The 22,459-nt window shown below is 30.9% G+C and carries 22 protein-coding genes; 10 read left to right on the forward strand and 12 right to left on the reverse strand.

All coding sequences use genetic code 11. From position 1 onward, the window contains the following. Window positions 1-139: 139 nt before the first annotated feature. The 3 genes from NZD85_RS02375 to NZD85_RS02385 form a co-directional block, all read right to left on the reverse strand. Window positions 140-1,744, reverse strand: coding sequence for a histidine kinase (locus NZD85_RS02375; RefSeq protein WP_260543183.1), 1,605 nt, complete (start codon window positions 1,742-1,744; stop codon window positions 140-142). 131 nt (window positions 1,745-1,875) lie between these two features. Then, window positions 1,876-2,034, reverse strand: a complete 159-nt coding sequence (locus NZD85_RS02380) for a lmo0937 family membrane protein (RefSeq protein ID WP_171622077.1) — start codon at window positions 2,032-2,034, stop codon at window positions 1,876-1,878. A gap of 60 nt (window positions 2,035-2,094) precedes the next feature. After that, window positions 2,095-2,493, reverse strand: a complete 399-nt coding sequence (locus tag NZD85_RS02385) for a hypothetical protein (RefSeq protein WP_260543185.1) — start codon at window positions 2,491-2,493, stop codon at window positions 2,095-2,097. Between the two features lie 89 nt (window positions 2,494-2,582). On the opposite strand from NZD85_RS02385, the gene NZD85_RS02390 reads away from it, so the two are divergent. From NZD85_RS02390 to NZD85_RS02415, 6 genes are all read left to right on the forward strand, one after another. After that, window positions 2,583-3,116, forward strand: a complete 534-nt coding sequence (locus NZD85_RS02390; RefSeq protein ID WP_260543187.1) for a class I SAM-dependent methyltransferase — start codon at window positions 2,583-2,585, stop codon at window positions 3,114-3,116. Then, window positions 3,076-3,963: a glycosyltransferase gene (locus NZD85_RS02395; RefSeq protein ID WP_260543189.1), complete on the forward strand. Its 888-nt coding sequence runs from the start codon at window positions 3,076-3,078 to the stop codon at window positions 3,961-3,963. The genes NZD85_RS02390 and NZD85_RS02395 overlap by 41 nt, the downstream gene beginning before the upstream one ends. Before the next feature lie 7 nt (window positions 3,964-3,970). Then, window positions 3,971-4,732 (forward strand): hypothetical protein, encoded by a 762-nt coding sequence (locus NZD85_RS02400; RefSeq protein WP_260543191.1) that lies wholly within the window; start codon window positions 3,971-3,973, stop codon window positions 4,730-4,732. Between the two features lie 76 nt (window positions 4,733-4,808). Continuing rightward, window positions 4,809-5,669 carry a hypothetical protein gene (locus NZD85_RS02405; protein WP_260543193.1) on the forward strand — a complete coding sequence of 287 codons (861 nt, stop codon included), beginning with the start codon at window positions 4,809-4,811 and terminating at the stop codon, window positions 5,667-5,669. 98 nt (window positions 5,670-5,767) lie between these two features. Next, complete coding sequence (locus NZD85_RS02410) at window positions 5,768-7,456, forward strand: RluA family pseudouridine synthase (RefSeq protein ID WP_260543195.1); 1,689 nt, start codon at window positions 5,768-5,770, stop codon at window positions 7,454-7,456. Window positions 7,457-7,477: 21 nt separating this feature from the next. Next, window positions 7,478-7,831, forward strand: a complete 354-nt coding sequence (locus NZD85_RS02415) for a hypothetical protein (protein ID WP_171622071.1) — start codon at window positions 7,478-7,480, stop codon at window positions 7,829-7,831. Window positions 7,832-7,894: 63 nt separating this feature from the next. Here the strand turns inward: NZD85_RS02415 and NZD85_RS02420 are convergent, their stop codons facing one another. The 8 genes from NZD85_RS02420 to NZD85_RS02460 all read right to left on the reverse strand — a co-directional run bounded on the left by NZD85_RS02420 (window position 7,895) and on the right by NZD85_RS02460 (window position 17,928). Further along, entirely contained in the window at window positions 7,895-9,301 is a 1,407-nt protein-coding gene (locus NZD85_RS02420; RefSeq protein ID WP_171622070.1) for an efflux transporter outer membrane subunit, read from the reverse strand. 2 nt (window positions 9,302-9,303) lie between these two features. Continuing rightward, window positions 9,304-12,459, reverse strand: coding sequence for an efflux RND transporter permease subunit (locus NZD85_RS02425; RefSeq protein WP_260543200.1), 3,156 nt, complete (start codon window positions 12,457-12,459; stop codon window positions 9,304-9,306). An 11-nt stretch (window positions 12,460-12,470) separates the two neighbouring features. Beyond that, window positions 12,471-13,709 carry an efflux RND transporter periplasmic adaptor subunit gene (locus NZD85_RS02430; RefSeq protein WP_260543202.1) on the reverse strand — a complete coding sequence of 413 codons (1,239 nt, stop codon included), beginning with the start codon at window positions 13,707-13,709 and terminating at the stop codon, window positions 12,471-12,473. Window positions 13,710-13,716: 7 nt separating this feature from the next. Then, on the reverse strand, window positions 13,717-14,211 hold the full coding sequence (locus NZD85_RS02435; protein ID WP_260543204.1) for a hypothetical protein: 495 nt from the start codon (window positions 14,209-14,211) through the stop codon (window positions 13,717-13,719). 312 nt (window positions 14,212-14,523) lie between these two features. Then, window positions 14,524-15,890 (reverse strand): IS3 family transposase gene (locus NZD85_RS14740; protein ID WP_396127079.1). Its coding sequence is split into 2 segments (ribosomal slippage): window positions 14,524-15,428 and window positions 15,428-15,890, totalling 1,368 coding nucleotides; the frame shifts between segments, so codons are not numbered across the junction. A 62-nt stretch (window positions 15,891-15,952) separates the two neighbouring features. After that, window positions 15,953-16,738 (reverse strand): alpha/beta fold hydrolase, encoded by a 786-nt coding sequence (locus NZD85_RS02450; RefSeq protein ID WP_171622066.1) that lies wholly within the window; start codon window positions 16,736-16,738, stop codon window positions 15,953-15,955. A gap of 78 nt (window positions 16,739-16,816) precedes the next feature. Then, complete coding sequence (gene def, locus NZD85_RS02455) at window positions 16,817-17,518, reverse strand: peptide deformylase (protein WP_188320006.1); 702 nt, start codon at window positions 17,516-17,518, stop codon at window positions 16,817-16,819. Beyond that, window positions 17,515-17,928 (reverse strand): DoxX family protein, encoded by a 414-nt coding sequence (locus NZD85_RS02460; RefSeq protein ID WP_171622064.1) that lies wholly within the window; start codon window positions 17,926-17,928, stop codon window positions 17,515-17,517. Before NZD85_RS02460 ends, def begins: the two co-directional genes overlap by 4 nt. A 145-nt stretch (window positions 17,929-18,073) precedes the next feature. Here NZD85_RS02460 and NZD85_RS02465 point away from each other — a divergent pair, with 145 nt between their 5' ends. From NZD85_RS02465 to NZD85_RS02480, 4 genes are all read left to right on the forward strand, one after another. Beyond that, entirely contained in the window at window positions 18,074-18,871 is a 798-nt protein-coding gene (locus NZD85_RS02465; protein ID WP_260543211.1) for a hypothetical protein, read from the forward strand. A gap of 93 nt (window positions 18,872-18,964) precedes the next feature. Then, on the forward strand, window positions 18,965-19,393 hold the full coding sequence (locus NZD85_RS02470) for a hypothetical protein (protein ID WP_171622062.1): 429 nt from the start codon (window positions 18,965-18,967) through the stop codon (window positions 19,391-19,393). 69 nt (window positions 19,394-19,462) lie between these two features. Continuing rightward, complete coding sequence (locus tag NZD85_RS02475) at window positions 19,463-20,728, forward strand: putative DNA modification/repair radical SAM protein (RefSeq protein ID WP_171622061.1); 1,266 nt, start codon at window positions 19,463-19,465, stop codon at window positions 20,726-20,728. Beyond that, window positions 20,728-21,489 carry a TIGR03915 family putative DNA repair protein gene (locus NZD85_RS02480; protein ID WP_260543214.1) on the forward strand — a complete coding sequence of 254 codons (762 nt, stop codon included), beginning with the start codon at window positions 20,728-20,730 and terminating at the stop codon, window positions 21,487-21,489. Before NZD85_RS02475 ends, NZD85_RS02480 begins: the two co-directional genes overlap by 1 nt. 31 nt (window positions 21,490-21,520) lie before the next feature. Here the strand turns inward: NZD85_RS02480 and ctlX are convergent, their stop codons facing one another. Beyond that, window positions 21,521-22,459, reverse strand: coding sequence for a citrulline utilization hydrolase CtlX (gene ctlX, locus NZD85_RS02485; RefSeq protein ID WP_260543216.1), 939 nt, complete (start codon window positions 22,457-22,459; stop codon window positions 21,521-21,523).

Here is a 22,459-nt window from a genome sequence, read left to right on the forward strand (position 1 = left end):
CGCTAATTTATAATTCTTTCTTTCCTTATTCTGACTCATTCAAACGTTAAATTATCATTAATTATGGCATAAACTTAATCGCAGTTTTTTGATCATAATAGTTTTTTGGAGTGAGTGGTTGTTTTTTTGGAGTGAGTGGTTATTTTGGTGTGATATAAGGTAAAAAACAAATAAATTCATTGTTTTCTACTTTAGTCGAAAAATTATCAACTTGATAAAAATGATAGATTTTTTGTAAATAATTTAATCCAAACTTTTCATTCTCTAAAACTTTTGATTTTTTCTGAAAAGTATTTTTAACAAGTATTAAATCTGATTTCACTAAAATAGTTATGGTCAAAGGCTGATCTATTGTCGCAATATTGTGTTTTATTGCATTCTCTACAGCAATTTGTAAGGCCAAATACGGAATATTTTTCTCTAAACTTTTTGCATCTTCAAGTTGCAAATCGAAAATCAATTCTTCCGAAAATCTACTTTTATGTAAATCCATATACTGCGCAATAAAATCTAATTCTTTCTTTACTGCTACAATATTTTCCTTTGGCGGAACGATTAAATAACGGTAGATTTTAGAAAGATTCATCGTGAATTTCTTTGCATTCTCTTTGTTAATTCCGATTAACATATAAAGTGAGTTCAGTGAATTAAAGAGAAAATGAGGGTTGATCTGATTCTTTAATTGTTGTAATTGCGTAAAGGTATTGATATTTTTAATCTTTTCGTTTTCGATTAACAACCTATTTTTTTCTTCAATAACAGCCGCTTTTTCACGATAAGCCTTTGACGTTATTTTATTGAACAACAGAAAGATAATTACAATTAAAAAAACAGTTCCTAAAAATATAAAACTGATATAAAATTTAGTTTTCTCGACTTTCTCATCAATTATGTATTTAAGATGATTCACAACAATATATCCATCAAAATTCTTGGTGTGCAAAGGTTTTATAAATCGCTTAATTGTAGTATTCTTTATAAACTCAGATGTTGCATCATTAAGAGTATATTTATCTTGTGGAAAATCAGTATCTAATGTACTTGTTATTGTATCTATTGGAAGAATATCTGTAAATTCAAAAATATTTTTCCCAATAAAAGCTTCATTTGGATGCGTCAAACAAATTCCATCTTTGTTAAAAACATACATATAATTAGAAGAAGTAACATCGACATTGGTAAAGAAGTTATATAAATCATACAAATTAATTGTAGTTCCATAATACATATTTGCACCATTTTGCAATTGAAGTGAATCATAATTTACCCAATACAAAGTATCTTTATAATCAATCAAAAAATTATCTATAAATTGATTTTTAGAATGATCGATTAATTCATATGTATCAAGATCTGGTTGATTAAGAATTTTCGAAAGATGTTGATAATTTATTAATTTTTCGTCTTTTGCTGCAGTATTTACAAACCAATCGTAACGAATTAATTTTCGATTCGAGTTTAATTCATTCAGAACAGAAAAATGATCTGCAACATTTGAATCATTTGTTTTTTGAACCACCCTTTTTAATACCTCTTGGTATTCTTCGATATTCTTAAACTCGAATTCAATCGCTTCATATTTCCGATGAAATCCTTTAATTACAAAATCGTCATTACTTTTTTGACTTTCATTGTTGATTAAAAAACTTAATATAACTAGCGCTATTACGGCTATAACACTTACAATTAATGCTATAACATAAATTGATTTATTGGATAATTGAACTTGGGAAGGGTAAGACAAACCTATTTTTTTTGTAAAATTAAGCGAAGTTAGTTTATCAAAAAAATAAGAGAATAAATATCATAAAAATATAATTATCAACTAATTGACAACATAATATATAGTAAATTTTCTCCCTTGCGGGAGAAAATTTAAGGTTTTCGACCTGTTATCAATCGATACAAGATTGCAATAACGGCTAATACCAATAGAATATGGATAAAACTTCCTACTGCTTCTCCAAATCCGAAATAACCAATTGCCCAAAGAATAAGTAGGATGATAGCAATTGTATAAACAAGATTTCCCATAATTTGTGATTTTTAGATGGTTTTTATCTTTTAACTATCTAAAAACGTTCCAAAAACCATTTACAAACCTTTACTAACTTCTTTTTTTGTAAACAAATGTGAAATTACTTCTAATTTATCCTTGTCGAATAGGCATAAATTATCAATATAAAATGGGGTAAAGTGAAAACTCTGTTGATCTATAATTCCAAACTCTCTTTTATTGGGTTCGTATGCAACAAAACCCGAACGTAAAAAAGGTTTACAAGAAACTTTATACAACACAATATCATTTGTAAATAATCGTCGATTCCGTTTATCCAACACATCTATTCCGATATCAATTGTATCAAAGGGTAAAGATGTTTCATGCCAAGTAAATTCATTGTATCCCTTAAAATAGGTTACTCCATTCATTTCTTTCGCATAACCTTCTATTTTGTTTTTATTTCGTAATCGATAATATCCGATCATTTTCATTTGGCAAATTTGCAATAAAATATTTTAAAATAGAAACGAACAATATTAAAATAGATGATTACATTTATCATCCGAAAACAACTAACACAATGTATAAGGTTTATCCGCAAAAAAGATATAACGAGACATTAGCTTTACTGAAACAGTTTGCTGCACCTACTGACAAAATCTTAGATTTAGGAATTAAAAATCCTTTTTCTGAAGTAATGCTTGAAAATGGTTTTGATGTAAAAAATACAAATGGTGATGATTTAGATTATTATTATAAAGATTTGCAAAATTATGATGCTAACTTTGTCACAGCTTTAGAAATTTTAGAGCATTTAGTTAATCCGATGGAAGTTTTAAGAAACTTACCTGGTGATAAACTATTAGCATCTATCCCAATGCGTTTATGGTTTTCATCTGCTTATCGTAGTCAAAATGACCCAAGAGATGTACATTACCATGAATTTGAAGATTGGCAATTTGATATGTTAATGGAAAAAGCTGGATGGACAGTTATTCATCGTCACAAATGGACACATCCATCAAATAAACTGGGAATTAGACCCTTATTAAGAAGAATTACACCAAGATATTATGCTATTTACGCAGAACGAAAAAAAGACTTTACTTTCTAACTACTCAATTGTTATACCTGCACATAACGAAGAAGATTTTATTGCAATAACATTACAATCTATCGTTAATCAAACAATTTTACCGTATGAAGTAATTGTTGTGAATGATCATTCAACCGATAAAACACAACAAATTGTAGAAGAATTTACAGCCAAGTATCCTTTTATAAAGTTAAGAAATATTCTTTCGAAAGGAGAACATCAACCAGGCAGTAAAGTCATTCAAGCATTTCTAAAAGGTTATGAACAAATTGATCCGAATTACGATATTATTGTTAAATTGGATGCAGATTTAGATATTCCAAATCATTATTTCGAAACAATTTTACACCATTTCAATCAAGATGAAGAAGTTGCTATGGCAGGTGGTTTTGCGTACATCGAAAAAAATGGAGAATGGGTTTTAGAAAATCTAACCGATAAGGACCATATTCGCGGTGCATTTAAAGCTTATCGAAAAAAATGTTATGAAAAAATTGGAGGTTTACGTGCCCATATGGGTTGGGACACTGTAGATGAGTTATTGTGTAAATATTATGGTTGGAAAGTTGTGACAGACGAATCATTACATATAAAACATCTAAAACCTACTGGTGCAAGTTATAATAAATCAGCACTTTACAAACAAGGAGCAGCTTATTATGCTTTAGGTTATGGTTTTTGGATTACCACAATTGCTGGCACAAAATTGGCGTTGCGTAAAAAGAAACCATCGTATATTCTCTATTATATGAAAGGTTTTTTTGAAGCAAAATCTAATGGAACAAAAAAAATGGTCAATCGTGAACAAGAAAAATTTATTCGAAATTATCGTTGGTCTAAAATGAAACAAAAAATAAAAGGTTAAAACTAAAATGCGCTATTGGTTTACATATCTTCTTATCACTTTGCCTTTGATCAATTTTGCACAAAGCAAACTGATTACTGGTTCGGTCGTGGTTGATGAAGGTAACGAATATATCTCTCCTATTTCTGGAGCTCGTGTCGAAAATATAACATCTGAAAGTAAAACTTATACAAGTTCTTCAGGTTATTATTCAATACAAGCAAATGTGGGTGATACGATTTTGTTTGAAGCTGATTTTTTAGTTCCAAGAAATTTCGTTGTGAATCAAAATATCTACGACAAAGGATTTTTACAAGCTCATTTGGATATTGAAATTATCGAATTATCAGGTGCAACTATCGGTAAAGGACCTTTGCAACCTAAATATCACAAAGACAATAAAACAGATATGTATGATAAAATGGGGCTTGATCAACGATTAAGAGATTTAGAACCTAAAAGAGATATTGCAAAATTCAAACCGATGGATGTTTTAAATCCTGTTCGATTAATTGGTCATATGAATGGTTTTTACCGCGAACAACGTCGTGTTCGTAATTACGAAACAAAACTATCTCTTATTCAAGAGGTTAAAAACTATTATCCAACTGAATTCTACACCAATCAATTGAATATACCTTCTTACAAAATTGAAGAATTTTTATATTATGTTAACGCACGTTATCCACTTCAAGACAAAGTTTTGAGCAGACAATTCGGAACAATTATGATTGATTTAGAATCTTATGCAAAAGAATATTTGACTGAATTAAATCAATCTAAAAACTAAATATTCACAATACCATATTAAAGTTTCGCCAATAAATGTTAACACGTTAATCGCTATATTTTTTAGACTTATATTCGTGCAAATAATTAAACGTAATAATACTAAACAATTGAAATCACTATTTACCATTCTAATTTTATTGTTTTCACAGTTCATTTTTGCACAAGAAAAGTGGATACAAGGAAATATTATTATCGATGATTCTGATGATACTGCCGAAGGAATTTATGTAACGAATTTGCGTACAAACCATACTACGATTTCGAATTTCACAGGCACTTTCCTTATTCAAGCACAAGTAAATGACACCTTGAAAATACAATCTGATTGGTATGAAAATCGATTGATTATTTTAAAACCTAATCTATTTAGTAAACCCACTATTGTTGTGCATTTGGCGGTGCAAACCATTCAATTAAACACTGCTTTTATCGGTCAAAAACTAACTGGAATTCTTGAAAAAGATGTCAAAAATGGAAAAAAACAAGATGTAGTTACAAACCTTTACAAAAGTCTTGGTGTAAATCCAGACATCAAGCCAATAAAGGATACTTCTGCTTTAAGAGCGGGTCTATTAGATGGTGATATTTCACTAACTCGTTTGGATATTGGTCGTTTGTACGATGTGTTTACAGGAAAAGCTAAACAACGAAAAGCATTGATAGATTACGAAAGTAAATATGATAAAATCACAAAAATAAAAAATTATTTTGGCGAAGATTATTTTATAAATGATTTAAAAATTCCGAAATTTAAAATCAGAGATTTCATAGATAACGCACTGACAAATACTGAATCTAAAATAGAATTGAATGATGTTAATTATTTTAAATTACTTCAATTATTTAATTCATACAGCAAAATTTACCTCGACTTTTTGTACGGAAAAGTCCCTAACAACACAAAAGTTATTCAAAAAGATACCATAGATGATTAAATAAAAGAGCTTGAAAATCAAGCTCTTTTATGATTTATAAATATCATTTCAAAATTTATTGCTTATCATGTACCTTTGCAAGGATTTCAAAAAATAAAATGTCCAACTACTTTCAATATTTTAAGCAACCAATCTCAACTTACGAACTACCCACTAAGTTTGATTATCCATTTTATTATGAACCTACTGAAATTGCGAAATTAGCATGTCAAGAAGTTCAAGACTATTTAGAAAACCAAACCGATTTTGAACATAATTTTGGTTTAGAAAAAGAAAAAAACCACTCTTCTACTCCAATTGGTAAAATGTTTGGTGTTTTGGTTGTTCGAAATAGTAAAGATGAAATTGGTTATATAGCTGCTGTTTCAGGAAAATTAGCCAATACCAATCAACATAAACTTTTCGTTCCACCAGTTTTTGATATGTTAAACAAAAATGGATTTTTCTTGGAACAAGAAGAACGCTTAAATGAGATAAATCGAATTTTAGAAAAGTTAGAATCAAATGAAAAATTTCTTCAATTGAAAAATGATTTTCATGAATTTGAATTGAATGCAACAGCAAGAATTAATGAAGGAAAACAACTTTTAAAATCAAATAAAAAAGATCGTAAAAAACAACGCGAAAATATTTCTTCAACTTTATCTCAAGATGAAATACAACTTTTTGAAGATGATTTAATCAAACAAAGTTTGCGCGATAAATATGAATTTAGAGTTCTAAACGAACAAATTGAACTTGAACGAAATCAATTTTCAAATCAAATTAAAACATTTGAAGAGGAAATAAACGCATTAAAAGAAGAACGAAAATTAAAATCTAATTCGCTTCAAAATCAATTATTTAACCAATATCAGTTCTTGAATAAGTTTAAGCAAGAAAAAAGTTTATTGGATATCTTTTCTACATCTGTTTTTCAACAACCTCCTGCTGCGGCTGGTGAATGCGCTGCACCGAAATTATTGCAATATGCATTTCAAAATAATTTAGATCCAATTTGTATGGCTGAATTTTGGTGGGGAGATTCGCCTAAATCTGAAGTGAGAAAACATGGTAAATTTTATCCTGCTTGCACGGGTAAATGCGAACCTATTTTGGGACATATGTTAACAGGAATTGATTTGAACGAAAATTTATTATTAAAACAAAATACTACTGTTAAAGAATTAGAAATTTTGTACCAAGACAAAGATATAGCTGTCATTAATAAGCCTGAAGAATTTCTTTCTGTTCCTGGAATAGAAATCAAAGATTCTGTTTATATAAGAATTCAACAACAATTTCCACATGCAACAGGACCGATAATTGTACATCGTTTGGATATGTCTACTTCTGGTATTTTGGTGTTAGCATTAAATAAAGAAAGTCATAAACACTTACAACAACAATTCATAAAACGTAAAGTTACGAAACGATATATTGCACTTTTAGATGGAATTGTTGAGCATCCTTCTGGATATTTAGATTTACCGTTACGTGTAGATCTGGATGATAGACCACGTCAAATGGTGTGCTATGAAAATGGAAAAACTGCACAAACGAAATATGAAGTTATCGAAAGAAAAGCGAACAAAACGTTGATTTATTTTTATCCAATTACAGGACGAACACATCAATTACGCATGCATGCCTCGCACATTTTAGGACTAAACGCTCCAATTATTGGGGATGATTTGTACGGAAAAAAAGCAAATCGATTGCATCTTCATGCCGAGACATTAGAATTTACACATCCTAAAACAAAAGAAGTGATGAAATTCCAAGTGGATCCAAATTTTAATATTTAATTTTGTGAAAGAATATATACAATGGAAAATAAAGAATTGACAATACGAGAAGTGATTTATCGTGATATGGACACCATGATTATGGCTAAATTGCGTAATGGATCTAATATCTCAATAGATGATTTGATTGATATTTCTTCTTATTTAGCTGCAAGTTTGTTTCGTGAACGTTGGAAACAAAAAGGAGAGTTAAGCGAAGGAGAAGTAAATGTTGTTTTAGGAAATATAGGTGATTTTTGTAACGAACATTTTGGCGAATACTTTACACAACAAGATTTTGATAAGATTGTAAAAATCTCTCAATTATTATTACAAAAACCAACTTTTGATAACGATTCACAAGAATTTTTTGATTCGATATTAAAAACAGAATAAAAAAATAATGTACAAAAAAACCACTTCGATTGAAGTGGTTTTTTTATGATTAGATAGATAAGTTTATTGCCATCCACCTCCAACAGCACGATACAACTCGACCATTGATGATAAAGACGTTAACTTCGCATCAACTACATTCAACTCTGCATTCAATCCATTGTCTCTTGCAGTAATTACTTCTAAATAATTTGCCATACCGTAGTTTAACAATTCTTCAGAATAGGTAATTGCTTGATTATATAATTGATATTCTTTCTGTTTATATTCAACTTTCTTAGTCGCCGCATCATACGTATACAATGCATCAGAAACCTCTTTACTTGCGTTCAAGATTTTACTTTTATAATTAATTAAAGCATTTTCTTGATTCGCTAAAGCTACTTCTTTTTGTGTACGTAATCTACGTTGTTGTAAAAGTGGTTGCGTTAAGCCTCCAATAACAGATGCAAATAATGATTGCGCATTAAATAATTTATCAATATCAATTCCTTGTACACCACCTGTTGCTGATATAGTTAAAGAAGGATAAAAACTTGCGTTTGCTATATTTACATTCTCAAAAGCATTCATCAATCCAAACTCTGCAGCTTTGATATCAGGACGATTTTCTAACAATTGCGCTGGCACACCAACTGATAAAGTTTGGTTAACTTGTTGAGAAGCTAAATTTGTACGATTAATTGATTGAGGATTTGTTCCTAACAAAATACTCATCACATTTTCGTTTAATTTAATTCCGTTTTCAACATCAACCAACATAGATTTCACGCTATACAACTGAGCTTCTGTTTGATTAACAGCAACTTCTGTTACACTACCAGCTTCTTTTAAAGCTTTTGTTGTTTCTAAACTTTGTTCGCGGTTGATCAACGTTTTGTCTAAAATTCTTTTTTGCTCATCTAATGCTAATAAATTATAATAAGCATTCGCAATAGATGCTACAATTTGAGTTTTAACCGCTTTGTGTGCTTCTATAGTTTGCAAATAAGTTGCAGCAGATGCACGTTGATTACTTCTGATTTTACCCCAAATATCTGCTTCCCAACTTAAATTACCTGAAAGCTCGTATTGATTTTGACTTCTGTCCGTCATCATTGCACCAAATGGTGTATTTTTAGAACTTTCTGTAAAAGAGTATTTTGGTCCAACAGATAAAGTTGGTAAATAACCCGCTTTACCTTGTTTGGCATACGCCTCAGCTACTGCAATATTTTGCAGAGCCGAACGTATGTCTAAATTATTTTGTAAACCTTGATTAATCAAAGCTTGTAATTGCGAATCTGTAAAAATTTGTTTCCAAGAAACAGTTGCAACATTTGCACTGTCTTTTGCAATAACATCTGTTCTGAAGTTTGCTTCATTTACAACAGCTTCAGGACGGTTATAGTCTTTTGCTACGAAACAAGATTGAACAGCAAACAATCCAGCTGCGATTAAAGTAATATTTAAAATTCTGTACTTTTTCATAATTAGATTGAATTATTATGTTCAATTTCTTCTTGTGGACGATCAAATTTCATTGGCTTAATTTTTTCTTGTAATGTTTGGAAAACAATAAACAAAATAGGAATTACGAAAATACCTAAAACTGTACCAATTAATAATCCGAATGCAGCACCAGTTGCAACTGAACGGTTACCTGCAGAAGAAACTCCTGTCGCAAATACTAATGGCATTAAACCTAAAATAAAGGCAAAAGATGTCATTAAAATTGGACGTAAACGAGCTTTTGCTCCATCAATTGCCGCTTGTACAATTGTCATTCCATGCGCACGTCTTTGTAAAGCGAACTCTACAATCAGAATGGCATTCTTGGCTAATAAACCAACCAACATGACTAAGGCAATTTGGAAATAAATATTATTTTCTAATCCCGCTAACCATTGAGATAAATAAGCTCCCATCACACCACATGGAACAGATAATAAAACTGAAAGTGGTAAAACGTAAGACTCATATTGAGCAGATAAAATAAAGTATACGAAAACAATACATAATGCAAAAATCATTGCAGTTTGATTACCAGAATTAATCTCTTCACGTGTTAAACCTGTAAAGTCAGTTCCATAAGAAGTTGACAATGTTTGTTCTGTTACTTGATTAATTGCTGAAATCGCATCTCCCGTAGAGAAACCTGGATTTACAGCTCCTGTAATGTTAGCAGATGTAAATAAATTGTAACGGTCTACAGAATTAGGACCATATACACGTTTCAATGAAACAAATTGTGATACGGGTGCCATAGCTCCTGTTGATGTTTTCACAAACATTTTATTTAAACTCATTTCATTGATACGATCATCTGGAGAAGACTGAATATACACACGGTATTGTTTACCAAAACGTGTAAAGTCTGCTGCATATAAACCTCCAATGTAACCTTGTAATGTTGAGAAAATTGAACTTACAGAAACTCCTGATTGTTTTGCTCTTTCAATATTAACATCAATTTCATATTGAGGGAAGTTCGTATTGAATGAAGTTTGTGCATACTGAATTTCTGGACGTTGCATTAATGCTCCAATGTATTCTTTTGAAACTTTATCAAAATCAGCAATATCTCCACCTGTTTTATCTAATAATTTTAATTCGAAACCAGAAGACATACCAAAACCTGGAATTGCTGGTGGTTGGAAGAAAATCATCTGTGCATCAGGAATTTGTGCAGCTGCACCAAATAATTGCCCAATAATTGCTTGAATAGATAAATCTGGGGTTGTACGTTCTTCGAATGATTTCAATTTAACGAACATCATACCGTAGTTAGAACCTGCACCTGAAATAATAGAGATACCCGAATAAATAGTCGCTTTATCAATTCCTGGAATATTTTTAATTTTTTCTTGGAATTGTTTCTCAACTTCATACACACGGTCCATAGAAGCTCCTGCAGGTAATTCGACATTACCAATAATGAATCCATTATCCTCAGCAGGAACGAATCCAGTTGGCATCATTTTTCCTATGCCATAAATTCCTACAGCACTTGCAATAATAATGATAAAAGAAATCCATTTGTGTTTAACTAAAAACTTGAATGAATTTCCGTATTTATGTGTCATACGATCAAACGCTGCATTAAATGCATCGAAGAAACGTTGAACAAAATTACGTTTTACTTCTCCTTCTTGATGTGGTTTTAAGAATAACGCACATAATGCTGGAGATAATGTCAAGGCATTAACGGCAGAAATTAAAATCGCTACAATTAAGGTTATACCAAACTGTTTATAGAAAACTCCTGTAGGGCCGGATATAAATGTTACTGGAACGAATACGGCACACATAACTAATGTAATCGATACAATGGCACCAGAAATTTCATCCATCGCATTTTTAGTAGCATCCATCGGAGTTTCGTGGTGTGTTTCCATACGAGCGTGAACGGCTTCCACCACTACAATCGCGTCATCCACCACAATACCAATGGCGAGCGTTAATGCGAATAACGTTAATAAGTTTAACGAGAATCCTGCTACATTAAGGAAGAAGAATGTACCAATAATAGATACAGGAACCGCAATTAACGGAACTAATGTAGAACGGAAATCTTGTAAGAAAATATATACCACGATAAATACTAAGATAAATGCCTCGATCATCGTACTAACTACTTTCTCGATAGACGCATCTAAGAATGTATTAGTATCCATCAAAATAGTATAACTAATTCCATCTGGTAATTGAGATTCAGCTTTCTTTAACTCTTCTCTTAAGTTAACAATAATTTCTTGGGCATTAGATCCTGGTGTTTGGTATACAGCAAATACAGCAGAAGGATCTCCATTCATATTCGTACGTCCTGCATAAGATTGAGCACCAAATTCTACATTCGCAACATCTTTTAATTTTAAAACTTCTCCATTAGGTAAAGATTTAATGACGATATTACGATACTGATCTTCTGTTTTATAACGTCCAGAATAGGTAATCGTATATTGGAAAGATTGTCCAGAATTTTCACCTAAAGATCCAGCAGCAGCTTCAAGAGATTCTTGAGATAATGCTGCAGAAACATCTGAAGGTATCAAGCCATAACTTGCCATACGAGAAGGGTCTAACCAAATACGCATAGAATAAGTCATCGCTCCAAAAACTTGAGCATCACCTACACCATTTACACGTTTTAAAGCAGGAATAATATTAATATTCAAGTAATTTTGTAAGTATATTTCGTCATACTTAGGATTAGTTGAATAGAAAGATGTAAACATCAATGCCGAAGTTTGTTGCTTTTGTGTAACAACACCAGAACGAGTTACCTCTGAAGGTAATAAAGGTGTAGCACGTGCAACACGATTTTGAACGTTTACTTGCGCGATATCCCCATCAACACCAGGCTTGAAAACTACATCAATAGATGCAGATCCATTGTTAGAAGCTGTAGATTGAATATAATCCATTCCTTCAACCCCATTCACCTGTTCCTCGATCGGAATAATTACAGACTCCATTACTGTTTTCGCATTCGCTCCAGGATATGAAGCAGAAATTTTTACAGTAGCTGGCGCAATGTCTGGATATTGAGTAACTGGTAGCGCAATAAGCCCCAGAATACCCAATATAAGTATGATAATAGAAATAACCGTAGACAGTACGGGTCTTTCAATAAAGGTTTTTAACATAATTTATCCAATTAGAATACTGTTTTTGTAGAATTTACGATTGTATCAAAGTTTGCTGGCATTGGTTTAACGGCAGTCTTATCTCTCAATTTACCTACACCTTGTGCAACAACTTTATCACCTTTTTTCACTCCATCTTTTACAACTGCAATATTATTCGCTCTTTCTACAACAGTAATTGGAGTTGCGTAAGCTGTATCTTTTGTTACTTTGTAAACATAAGTCATACCTTGCTGTTCAAACGTTGCAGCTTCTGGCACAACCAATACATCAACATAAGTTTTTGGAACACGGATACGTCCTGAATTACCATTCGCTAATATTTTTGCCGCATTGTTAAAAGATACACGGAAATCTATCGTACCAGTAGTAGGATTGATTTGTCCTGTAACAGTTTGAATCTTACCTTTTTCAGGATAAATTTCTCCGTTAGCTAAAACTAAATCTACAGCAGGAATTTTATCTAATTTCTCTTTTAAAGTTGCTCCTTCAGATTTAGAAATAAAATTTAAATACTCTTTTTCATTCATCGAAAAGTAAGCATAAACTTTAGAGGTGTTAGAAACTGTAGTAATTGCTGTTGGATCTGATGGACCTACTAATGTTCCTTGACGGAAGTTAATAGAACCTAATACTCCACTTATTGGAGCGCGTACAACAGAATAATCTACATTTGCTTGAGCACCTTTATAATTTGCTTGAGCTTGTGTAACACCTGCTTGAGCTTGTCCCACAGCTGCCAAAGCTTGATTATAACTTGCCTGAGCTTTTGCTAAATTTGCTTTTGCTGTTTCTAATTGTACATTACTTATAATATTTTTCTGAACAAGAGGAGTTAATTTATCCACTTCCACTTGCGCTGCATTTACATTTGCTTGTGCTGCATTTACATTTGCTTGTGCTGACTTTACACTCGCTTGCGCTGCTCCAACTCCTGATCTTGCAGCATCAGCGTTTTGAGTTAATACATTTGTTTCTAATCTAAACAAAGGTTGACCAGCTTGTACGTATTGACCTTCATCAACATAAACTTCTGTAATGTATCCTTGAATTTTCGCACGGACCTCGTTATTCACAACTCCTTCAATATTTGTCGGATATTCATCATAACTTGTCACCACTCTTGTTGGTACATCAACAACTGGATAAGGTGTCGGACCTTGTGCTTGTGCTCCTGCATTGTCCTTTTTACCACAAGAACTTAGCGCAATAGCCAAAGCACCAACCATCATAACGTTAACGTTTTTCATATTACTTTTACTTATTTTCTAGTTGAATTTTATTAATTTTTTCTATTGTTTCGCCTAACAAAGACTTCGTCTGATTTAAATGATCTGAATAAATATCAATTACCCTGTTTTCAATATTTTTCGAAAGCGAGTTATTTAACATTTTATGTTCTTTTATACGATCTGTAAAAACAATATCCTGTGAAATCATATCATATAAAAAATCTAACTTCTCTATCAAATAATTAAAATTTAATCTAAAATATCTTTTACGAGAATTAATCTTGTTTATATATTCAATATGTTTCATCGATAGCAAGTAATTAATCGAATTAGACAAAGAACTCTTACTAACATTGAAAACCTCTAAAAGTTCTTCAAAAGTAAATCCTTCTTCAGTTGATTCTAAAACCATATATGCCTGCAATTTGGCTGTTAAAGGAGGAAACTTATACGTTTTCTCTAAAAAAGCACTAAAACTACAGAATAAGTCCATGTTACCTGCATGATTATCTATATTCATAATGTGTTTAGTCTATAAAACCGTGCAAATATATATAAGTTAGTTCGGTTAAAACAGAACTAACTGTATTTTTTTATAAATTTTAACAATAAATTAAAATTTATAAAAAATATTTGATTCAGTTTCTTTAACAAAAAATAGACCAAAACAATTAGAAATGAACATATTATAAAATGATTGGGTTTATATATAAATTGTTGAGTTTACACTAAATACAAATTAATTAGATTTTGAAATTGGAGTATAAAAAGTTGTTAAATAAATAAAAGCTTCAACTGTAGACTGCACCCAAAAGTTTGGACAGATTAAAAATTAATAATTATAAAAATGAGTTCGATATTGTATCGGGCTCATTTTATTTAAGTTCGATTTTATTCTATCGTTATTGTAATAGTAAATGTATTGTTTTATTTCTTTTTTTAGCTCTTCAATAGAATTAAATTTTTGTAAATAAAATAGTTCCGATTTCAGTATTCCGAAGAAATTCTCGATAATAGCATTATCTAAGCAATTTCCTTTTCTACTCATACTTTGTATGATTCCTTTTTCATTTAATAAAGCCTGATATTGTTTCATTTGATATTGCCATCCTTGATCTGAATGTAATATCAAATCTTTGGTGTCTTTCGTTATTTTAAATGCCTTTTTAAGCATTTGAGTTACTTGATTAAAAACAGGTCGTTCGCTTAACTCATAGCTGATAATTTCTTGATTGTACAGATCCATTATTGGTGATAAATATAGTTTTTTATCTTTTACTTTAAACTCGGTAACATCTGTTACCCATTTTTGGTTGGGTTTATCAGCCTTAAATGCTCTTTGCAAGATGTTTGGTGCAATCTTTCCTTGTTCTCCTTTGTAAGATTTGTATTTTTTTCTTCGAATCAAACTCTTTAATCCTAAGCTATTCATCAGTTTAAGAACAGTTTTATGATTGATGATAGTTCCTGATTTTCTTAATTCATCGGTAATTCGTCGATAGCCATATCGCCCTTTATGCTGATGATAAATGGTTTGTATTTTACGTTTTAATTCCTCGTATTTATCTGTTTTACTACGTGAAATATGATAGTAAAAGCTGCTTCTAGCCATATGTGTACAATCTAAAAGTAAATTTAGATGAAATTCTGGCCTTAATTCATTTATGGCTTGTGTCCAAGTTTCTTTTGTTTTTCTTCCTCGGCTTGAATTAAGGCATTGAACTTTTTTAAGAGTGCAACTTCACAACGTAAACGTTCAATCTCTAACAATAGTTCTTCTTCTCTTGTTAACGGTTGTTTCGATTTTTTAGGTCTACCTTTAGATGTGCTCATAGTCTTGGGACGGCCTTTTGGTTTGGGTTTTAATCCGTCTATTCCAAAGGTAGCAAAATCTTTTTGCCATTTTATAATAACCGATTCACTTGGAATATTAAATTTCAAGCGTGCTTCACGCAAACTAAGAAACTGTTTGGTTATAGTCTTAATAACTTTCAACTTAAATTCAACGCTATACGTTTGGTTTTTTTTAGGTTCTATACCTGAAATTCCTTGATTATGATAATCAGAAACCCATTTCTTTAATAAAGAAGCATGTATATTTTCTTTTTTACTAATTGAACGTATTGTTCGATGTTTTTCTAAAACTTCTTTCACACAACGTAACTTAAATGCTACACCATATTTTACTTTTCTTGTCATAAAAAATGCCCCCAAAAGTGTCTAACTTTTTGGGGGCAGTGTACTGAGTTGAAGCTTTTATTTTATTTAATCGTATTAATATACGCAATAACTTTTTCGTTAAAAATCTGAGGTTGATCAACATTCACAACATGTCCACAATCCTCAATGACAATCAATTCAGAGTTTTTGGTGTGTGATTTTATTAAGTTTTCAATTGATGGTAAAAACATATGATCTTCTGATCCCATAATATAAAGTGTAGGGATATTAAGCTCTACTTCTCTAAACCATTTTAACAACGGATTGATATCTGCTGTTAGTTTGAACCACTTTAGAAATTCTTTTTGATAGAGTTTCTTCGCTTCATTAATAAATAAATTGCGCGATTCTTTGTGTGCACTTCTCGGCATAATGGCAAAAGCGAAAATACGGTACAAAACTAAATACGGAATCATATGTTTGAACATATTACCAACGGTCATTAAAAAGCGACTTTGATAATTCATCTTCATGATTGCTCCACCCATAATCATCGATTTGAAACGTTCTGAATAATCTTCTGCCAACTGTCTAATAACAATTGTACCCAAAGACATTCCAACAAAATGTGTTTGTTTAATTTTTAAATGATCCAATACATCAATCACATCTTTCGCTACAGATTCGAACGTATAGCGTTTTTCAAAAAGCGATTTAAGGTTATTTTTCGAACGACCATGTCCTCTCAAATCCAAAAGAACAACATTAAAATGCTTACGAAATTCACGAATTTGTTTAAACCAAATCGTTGAACTTCCTCCTGCTCCATGAACAAAAGTGACCCATTCTGCACTTGTGGGATGAGTATATGTAGTGTGTGCTAACAATTTATACGTAATTTAGAACTGCAAAATTAAACTAAAAACTATGCCAAGCATAATACTTTTGATAACTTTAAGATATTTTTAATCTTCATCATCTTCTGTGTCAATGTCTGTTGATGTTTTCTTTAAATAAAAAACATCGTTCATGACTTCTGCTTTTACATAATTCAGCTTTTTTTGCTCTTTGATTCGATCTGTAAACAATGTTCCGATTAAATGATCGTATTCATGTTGAAAAATTACAGCAGTAAAACCTTCTACTGTTTCATCATGAAAATTCCCATCCAAATCAAAATATTCTAATCGAAGAACTAAACTTCTATGTACTTTTCCAAAAATATCTGGAATCGACAAACAACCTTCTCTTCCATAACGAACAATATCCGAATACCACGTAATTTTTGGATTGATGATAAACTCAAAAGGTTCACCCTCTTTATCAAAACGTTGTACCCAAACGGCATTTCTATTTATGCCAATTTGTGGTGCCGCAATCCCAACACCTTTACTTGCCTCGTCTTGCACAGTCGCATACATACGATCCGCCAATAGTTTAATATTTGGATCTTTGGGATCTATGTCAATAGATTGGGCTTTCAACACAGTAAGATCATCATCAGAAGTTGTTAATAAAACTCGAAATGTTTCGTACGATTTTTTTTCTTTTACTAAAGTAACTTCAGCTCCAGTCAAAGGTTTATAGGTTTTATTCTTCATATTTTTAGATTGAGCAAATAATGCAGTTGAACAAATCAATAAACCAAACGTAATTATTTTTATCATTTTTTTAGAATTAATCGATCCAACGAATATTTTCCTGCACCTGATAAAAATAAAACGAAATAATTAATTAAATAGAATAAACCTAATTCTTTTTTACCAAAATCATCGTCAGCATGTACAATAAAAACAGCTACCAACATGGTAATAATTAATGGAATTGATGCTAAACGTGTAAAAAGTCCAACCAAAACTAAAAATGCACATAATATTTCTGCAAAAACAGTTAATCCTAACGAAATTTCTGGACCTAATCCTATTGGATCTCCAAATTCAAAATTTCCATTGACTAATTTTTGTAATTTTCCAAAACCATGCGTAAACATAAATCCACCAGCAGCCAAACGAATGAATAACAAGGATACATCTATAAAAGCAGGTTGACTTCCTAATAATTTAAATTTTGTGCTCATTTAATATTTTTTTCAAATATAAGTTCTTGTTTTTACGTTGACATTTAAATAGGTCAAGAAATCAAGATTTTTTCTATTAATTTTGAATCAACTTTAATCACTAAGAACTAAATAATACAATATTATGTTAAAAAATATTTCATTAATGGCTTTACTATTTTCGAATTTTGCTTTTGCACAAAAATCTGAATTAGTACAAAATGACGTCTTTGGAAATCCTATTTTCATTGAGGAATCAATGCAAAAAGCACGAATTCGAATGATGCATATCGAAGGATACGATCAAGAATATTATACAAAATCAACCTACAATACAGCAGGAAATCCAACTAAACGTGATTATTTTGATGAAGAAGGAAATGTATCTTTTTCAGAATCTTTTAATTACAACGACACCAACAAATTAGCTTCGAGAGAATTAAAAAATACGGATGAAAGTTTGATTTTTAACTTTGATTACGAATATACGCCCGAAGGTTACATTGTGACAAAAAGTGAAAATGATGTCAATGTTGTAAAAATAGAATACAAATTAGATCAGAATCAAAACATTACTTACGAACACGAATCGAACTTATTGGAGGATAATGATATTTTTATCGAAAAAAATCATTTGTATCAAAATGGTTTTTTAGTTAAAACACAGGTAAAATATAACCAAGGATCTTATACATTAGATTATAAAAACGATGCTAAAGGCAATCCGATTGAAGAAATTTATTTAGATAAAGATAACAAAGCTGTCAATAAATATCTCCGAAAATTTGACGACAACAATAACATGACAGAAGAAGTAACGTTAGATGAAACTGGAAAAGTTAAGCAGATTTCGACAATCAAATACCAATATGATAATCACAAAAATTGGACAAAAAGAACACAATACGTGAAAAATTTTGATCAACCAATTTCAAACACAACAAGAACAATTCGTTACGAATAACACAAAGAGTCAATAAATTTGGCTCTTTTTTATTTGATTATTTAACTAAATGTTATTAACTTTATTCTAATCAACCATTTATCTCGTTTTATTATGATAAAAAATGTGCAAGAATTTAATCGACTATTTCAATTGTATCAAAAAGATAATCGTTTCAACTTGTACATAAATGATTATCCTAAAAATGAATTTGCAATACAATTTTATACTGACGAAATCGAAGATTTGAATTTAGAATATGTCGATTCTACAACTAATTCAGTGCGGAAAATTCAAGATTATCGTGCTAAATTAAATGACTATTTTCGTCCTGAAGAATTGATAACGCTTGAAGTTATATCTATTTCAGGCTATTTTAGACGATACGATTTTTATTTCTATACCAACGAAAAAACGTTTATTTTCAACTTTATTCATCGAGATTTTTTGTCTCAATTAATTGATATTCTTTTATCCGAATTGGATTGCAATTTTATTAGCCGTTTAAAAACTGAACTATTAATAAATTTGGAATACGAATAATTTGTAATGTTAATTTAAACGACATCTTATGTCTGTTTAAATTATTTTTTTTGCAAAAAGCTGAATAAAATGAATTTTGATCGGATTAATGAAAAGTTGAGTATTTTAGCTGATGCAGCAAAATATGATGTTTCATGCTCATCGAGTGGAAGTAAACGGAAAAACACAAGCAATGGATTAGGAAATGCTTCTCAATCTGGCATTTGTCATTCTTTTACAGAAGATGGTCGCTGTGTATCATTATTAAAAATTCTGTTGACCAATCACTGTATTTACGATTGTGCATTTTGTGTATCACGAAAAAGTAACGATGTAAAACGAGCTGCTTTTACTGTACAAGAAGTGGTAGATTTAACTATTAACTTTTATAGACGAAATTACATAGAAGGATTATTCTTAAGTTCTGGAATCTTCAAAAATGCTGATTTCACAATGGAACGTTTGCTTTTGATAGCAAAAAAATTACGTTTAGAAGAAAATTTTAATGGCTACATTCATCTTAAAACTATTCCTGGCGCAAGTGACGAGTTATTAAAAGAAGCAGGATTGTATGCTGATAGAATGTCAATTAATTTGGAGATGCCAACTGAAAAAGGTCTTCAATTAGTTGCACCTGAAAAATCGCACGAAGATGTAAAAAAACCTTTGGCCTTTATTCAACAACAAATGACTGAATATAATGCAGAACGAAAATTAATAAAGTCAACCCCAACATTTGTGCCCGCTGGACAATCTACACAAATGGTGATTGGTGCGACACCCGAAAATGATATGGAAATTATGTATACGGCTAATCAATATTACAATAATTTCAAACTTAAACGTGTCTATTATTCAGGATTCATTCCAATCAATCACAATGATAAGATGCTACCTTCTATTGGTACTCAACCACCATTACTTAGAGAAAATCGACTTTATCAAACAGATTGGTTGATGCGTTTTTATCAGTTTGATGTCAAAGAAATTTTAAATCAACAAAATCCACATCTCGATACGGATATTGATCCAAAATTAAGTTATGCCTTAAGAAATTTACATCTTTATCCGATTGATATTAATACCGCAGATTATCATTTAATTCTACGAATTCCAGGAATTGGTGTTCAATCAGCAAAGAAAATAATTACTGCTCGAAGATTTGGAAAAATTTATGCTTATCAATTAAAAAAATTAGGAATTGCTTATAACCGGGCTAAATTTTTTATGACATGCGCTGATGATCAATACCAACAAAAGGATTTACTTGGATCTCAGATTAAACATCGAATATTGAGTACGAGTAAAAGTAAATACCTTAAAAATCAACCTAATCAATTAAATCTTTTCGACTAATGGAACGCTATGTTTTTGATAATAGTTTCGAAGGATTTTTGACATTAATTTTTGATTATTATGTTCGAAAACCTCAGCAAATAAAAATTGTTTCGCAAAGGGATTTTTTACCATCGATGTTCGACGATGAATATATAGTAATTACAGATGAACAAAAAGCGGAAAGGGTTCATAAAAGCTTAAAAAATAAATTAAATTCAACAAGTTACAAAGCTTTACAAGCCGTTTTTTTGTCAGAAGAAAAAGAAGCGTTTGAAAAACTCTTTCATTATTGTTGTTTAATAATTAATGAATCAGCTGCAATACAATTAAATTACGGAAATGAGTTTGTGCTTTATGTAATGAAAATGTATCGTTCAGTTCATCGCGAAAAGCATCATCATGAAGCGTTTATCCGTTTTGAAAAGATTAATCAAGATTTGTTTTTTGCTAAAACAGAACCCAAATACAATATTTTACCTTTGATTATCCATCATTTTAGAAAAAGGTATGCGGATCAAAATTGGATTATTTACGATAGGATTCGAAAATATGGAATTTACTATGATAAAAATTCAAAACAAGTTCATCAAATACAATTAAATTTCACTCCAAAATCTACAACATTACCTACCGAATACATTGATGTGGATGAAAATTTGTACCAAGAATTATGGAAATCCTATTTTCATTCGACAACGATTGAGGCGAGAAAAAACTCGAAATTACAGATGCAATTGATGCCAAAGCGATTTTGGAAAAATTTAACTGAGTATAATTAAAAAAGGCTACAAATTGTAGCCTTTTAACTATTTATTTTTTTGGTAAGAATACCTCTGCCATCATACATCGAGCGCTTCCTCCTCCTATTTTTTCAATCAAATCAATCTTAACAGGTAAAATTGGATTATAGTTTTCAATCTTAGAAATTTGATCTTCTGTTAATGAATTATAAGCTGTCTGCGACATTACCAAATATGATTGTCCTAAACCACCAACTTGCAACATATTTCCAGCAAATTGATGCATTTGCGTTTCTGTAATTGGAATAATCTCTTTTCCAGATTCTAAAATATACTCGCAAACCGCTTTCTTTTCTTTCTTATCATCGATAGAATCCAAACAAATAATCGCATATTTATCTGCTATACACATCATTACATTAGTGTGATAAATAGGTTTACGCTCATCGTTTACTGTTTGATTGGCTTGAAAAATAACTGGTGTATATTCTAATTCCTCACAAAATTCAATTAACAAATCCTCATCTGTACGTTGAGAAACACAAGCATAAGCCAATTCATTTTCGCGATCAAGAATAATACTTCCTGTTCCTTCTAAGAAAATCTCATCCTCTTCAGCGGATGTAAAATCAATCACATCTTCGATGTGAAATCCTTTCTCTTCTAATAAGCTCAATACATCTTCTTCGCGACGTTCTTCTCTTCTATTTTTTGCAAACATTGGATATAAGACAACATTTCCGTTATCGTGAAAAGAAATCCAATTGTTTGGAAAAATCGAATCTGGCGTATGTGGTGAAGCGGTATCTTTTATCGTAATGACATTAACACCTTTTGAGCGTAAAGCCGAAACCATTCCTTGAAATTCTGACAAAGCTTCTTTCTGAATATCTTCGTGCGATTCTGTTGTTTCGGTTTGAAAATAATTGTTAACAGCTGTTTCTGGATTGTAGTAAAAAGCTGTCGGTTCAACCATTAAAATAGTTGATGTATATTGTTTTTGTTTCAT

It is taken from the genome of Empedobacter stercoris, assembly GCF_025244765.1.
Classification (GTDB): domain Bacteria; phylum Bacteroidota; class Bacteroidia; order Flavobacteriales; family Weeksellaceae; genus Empedobacter; species Empedobacter stercoris.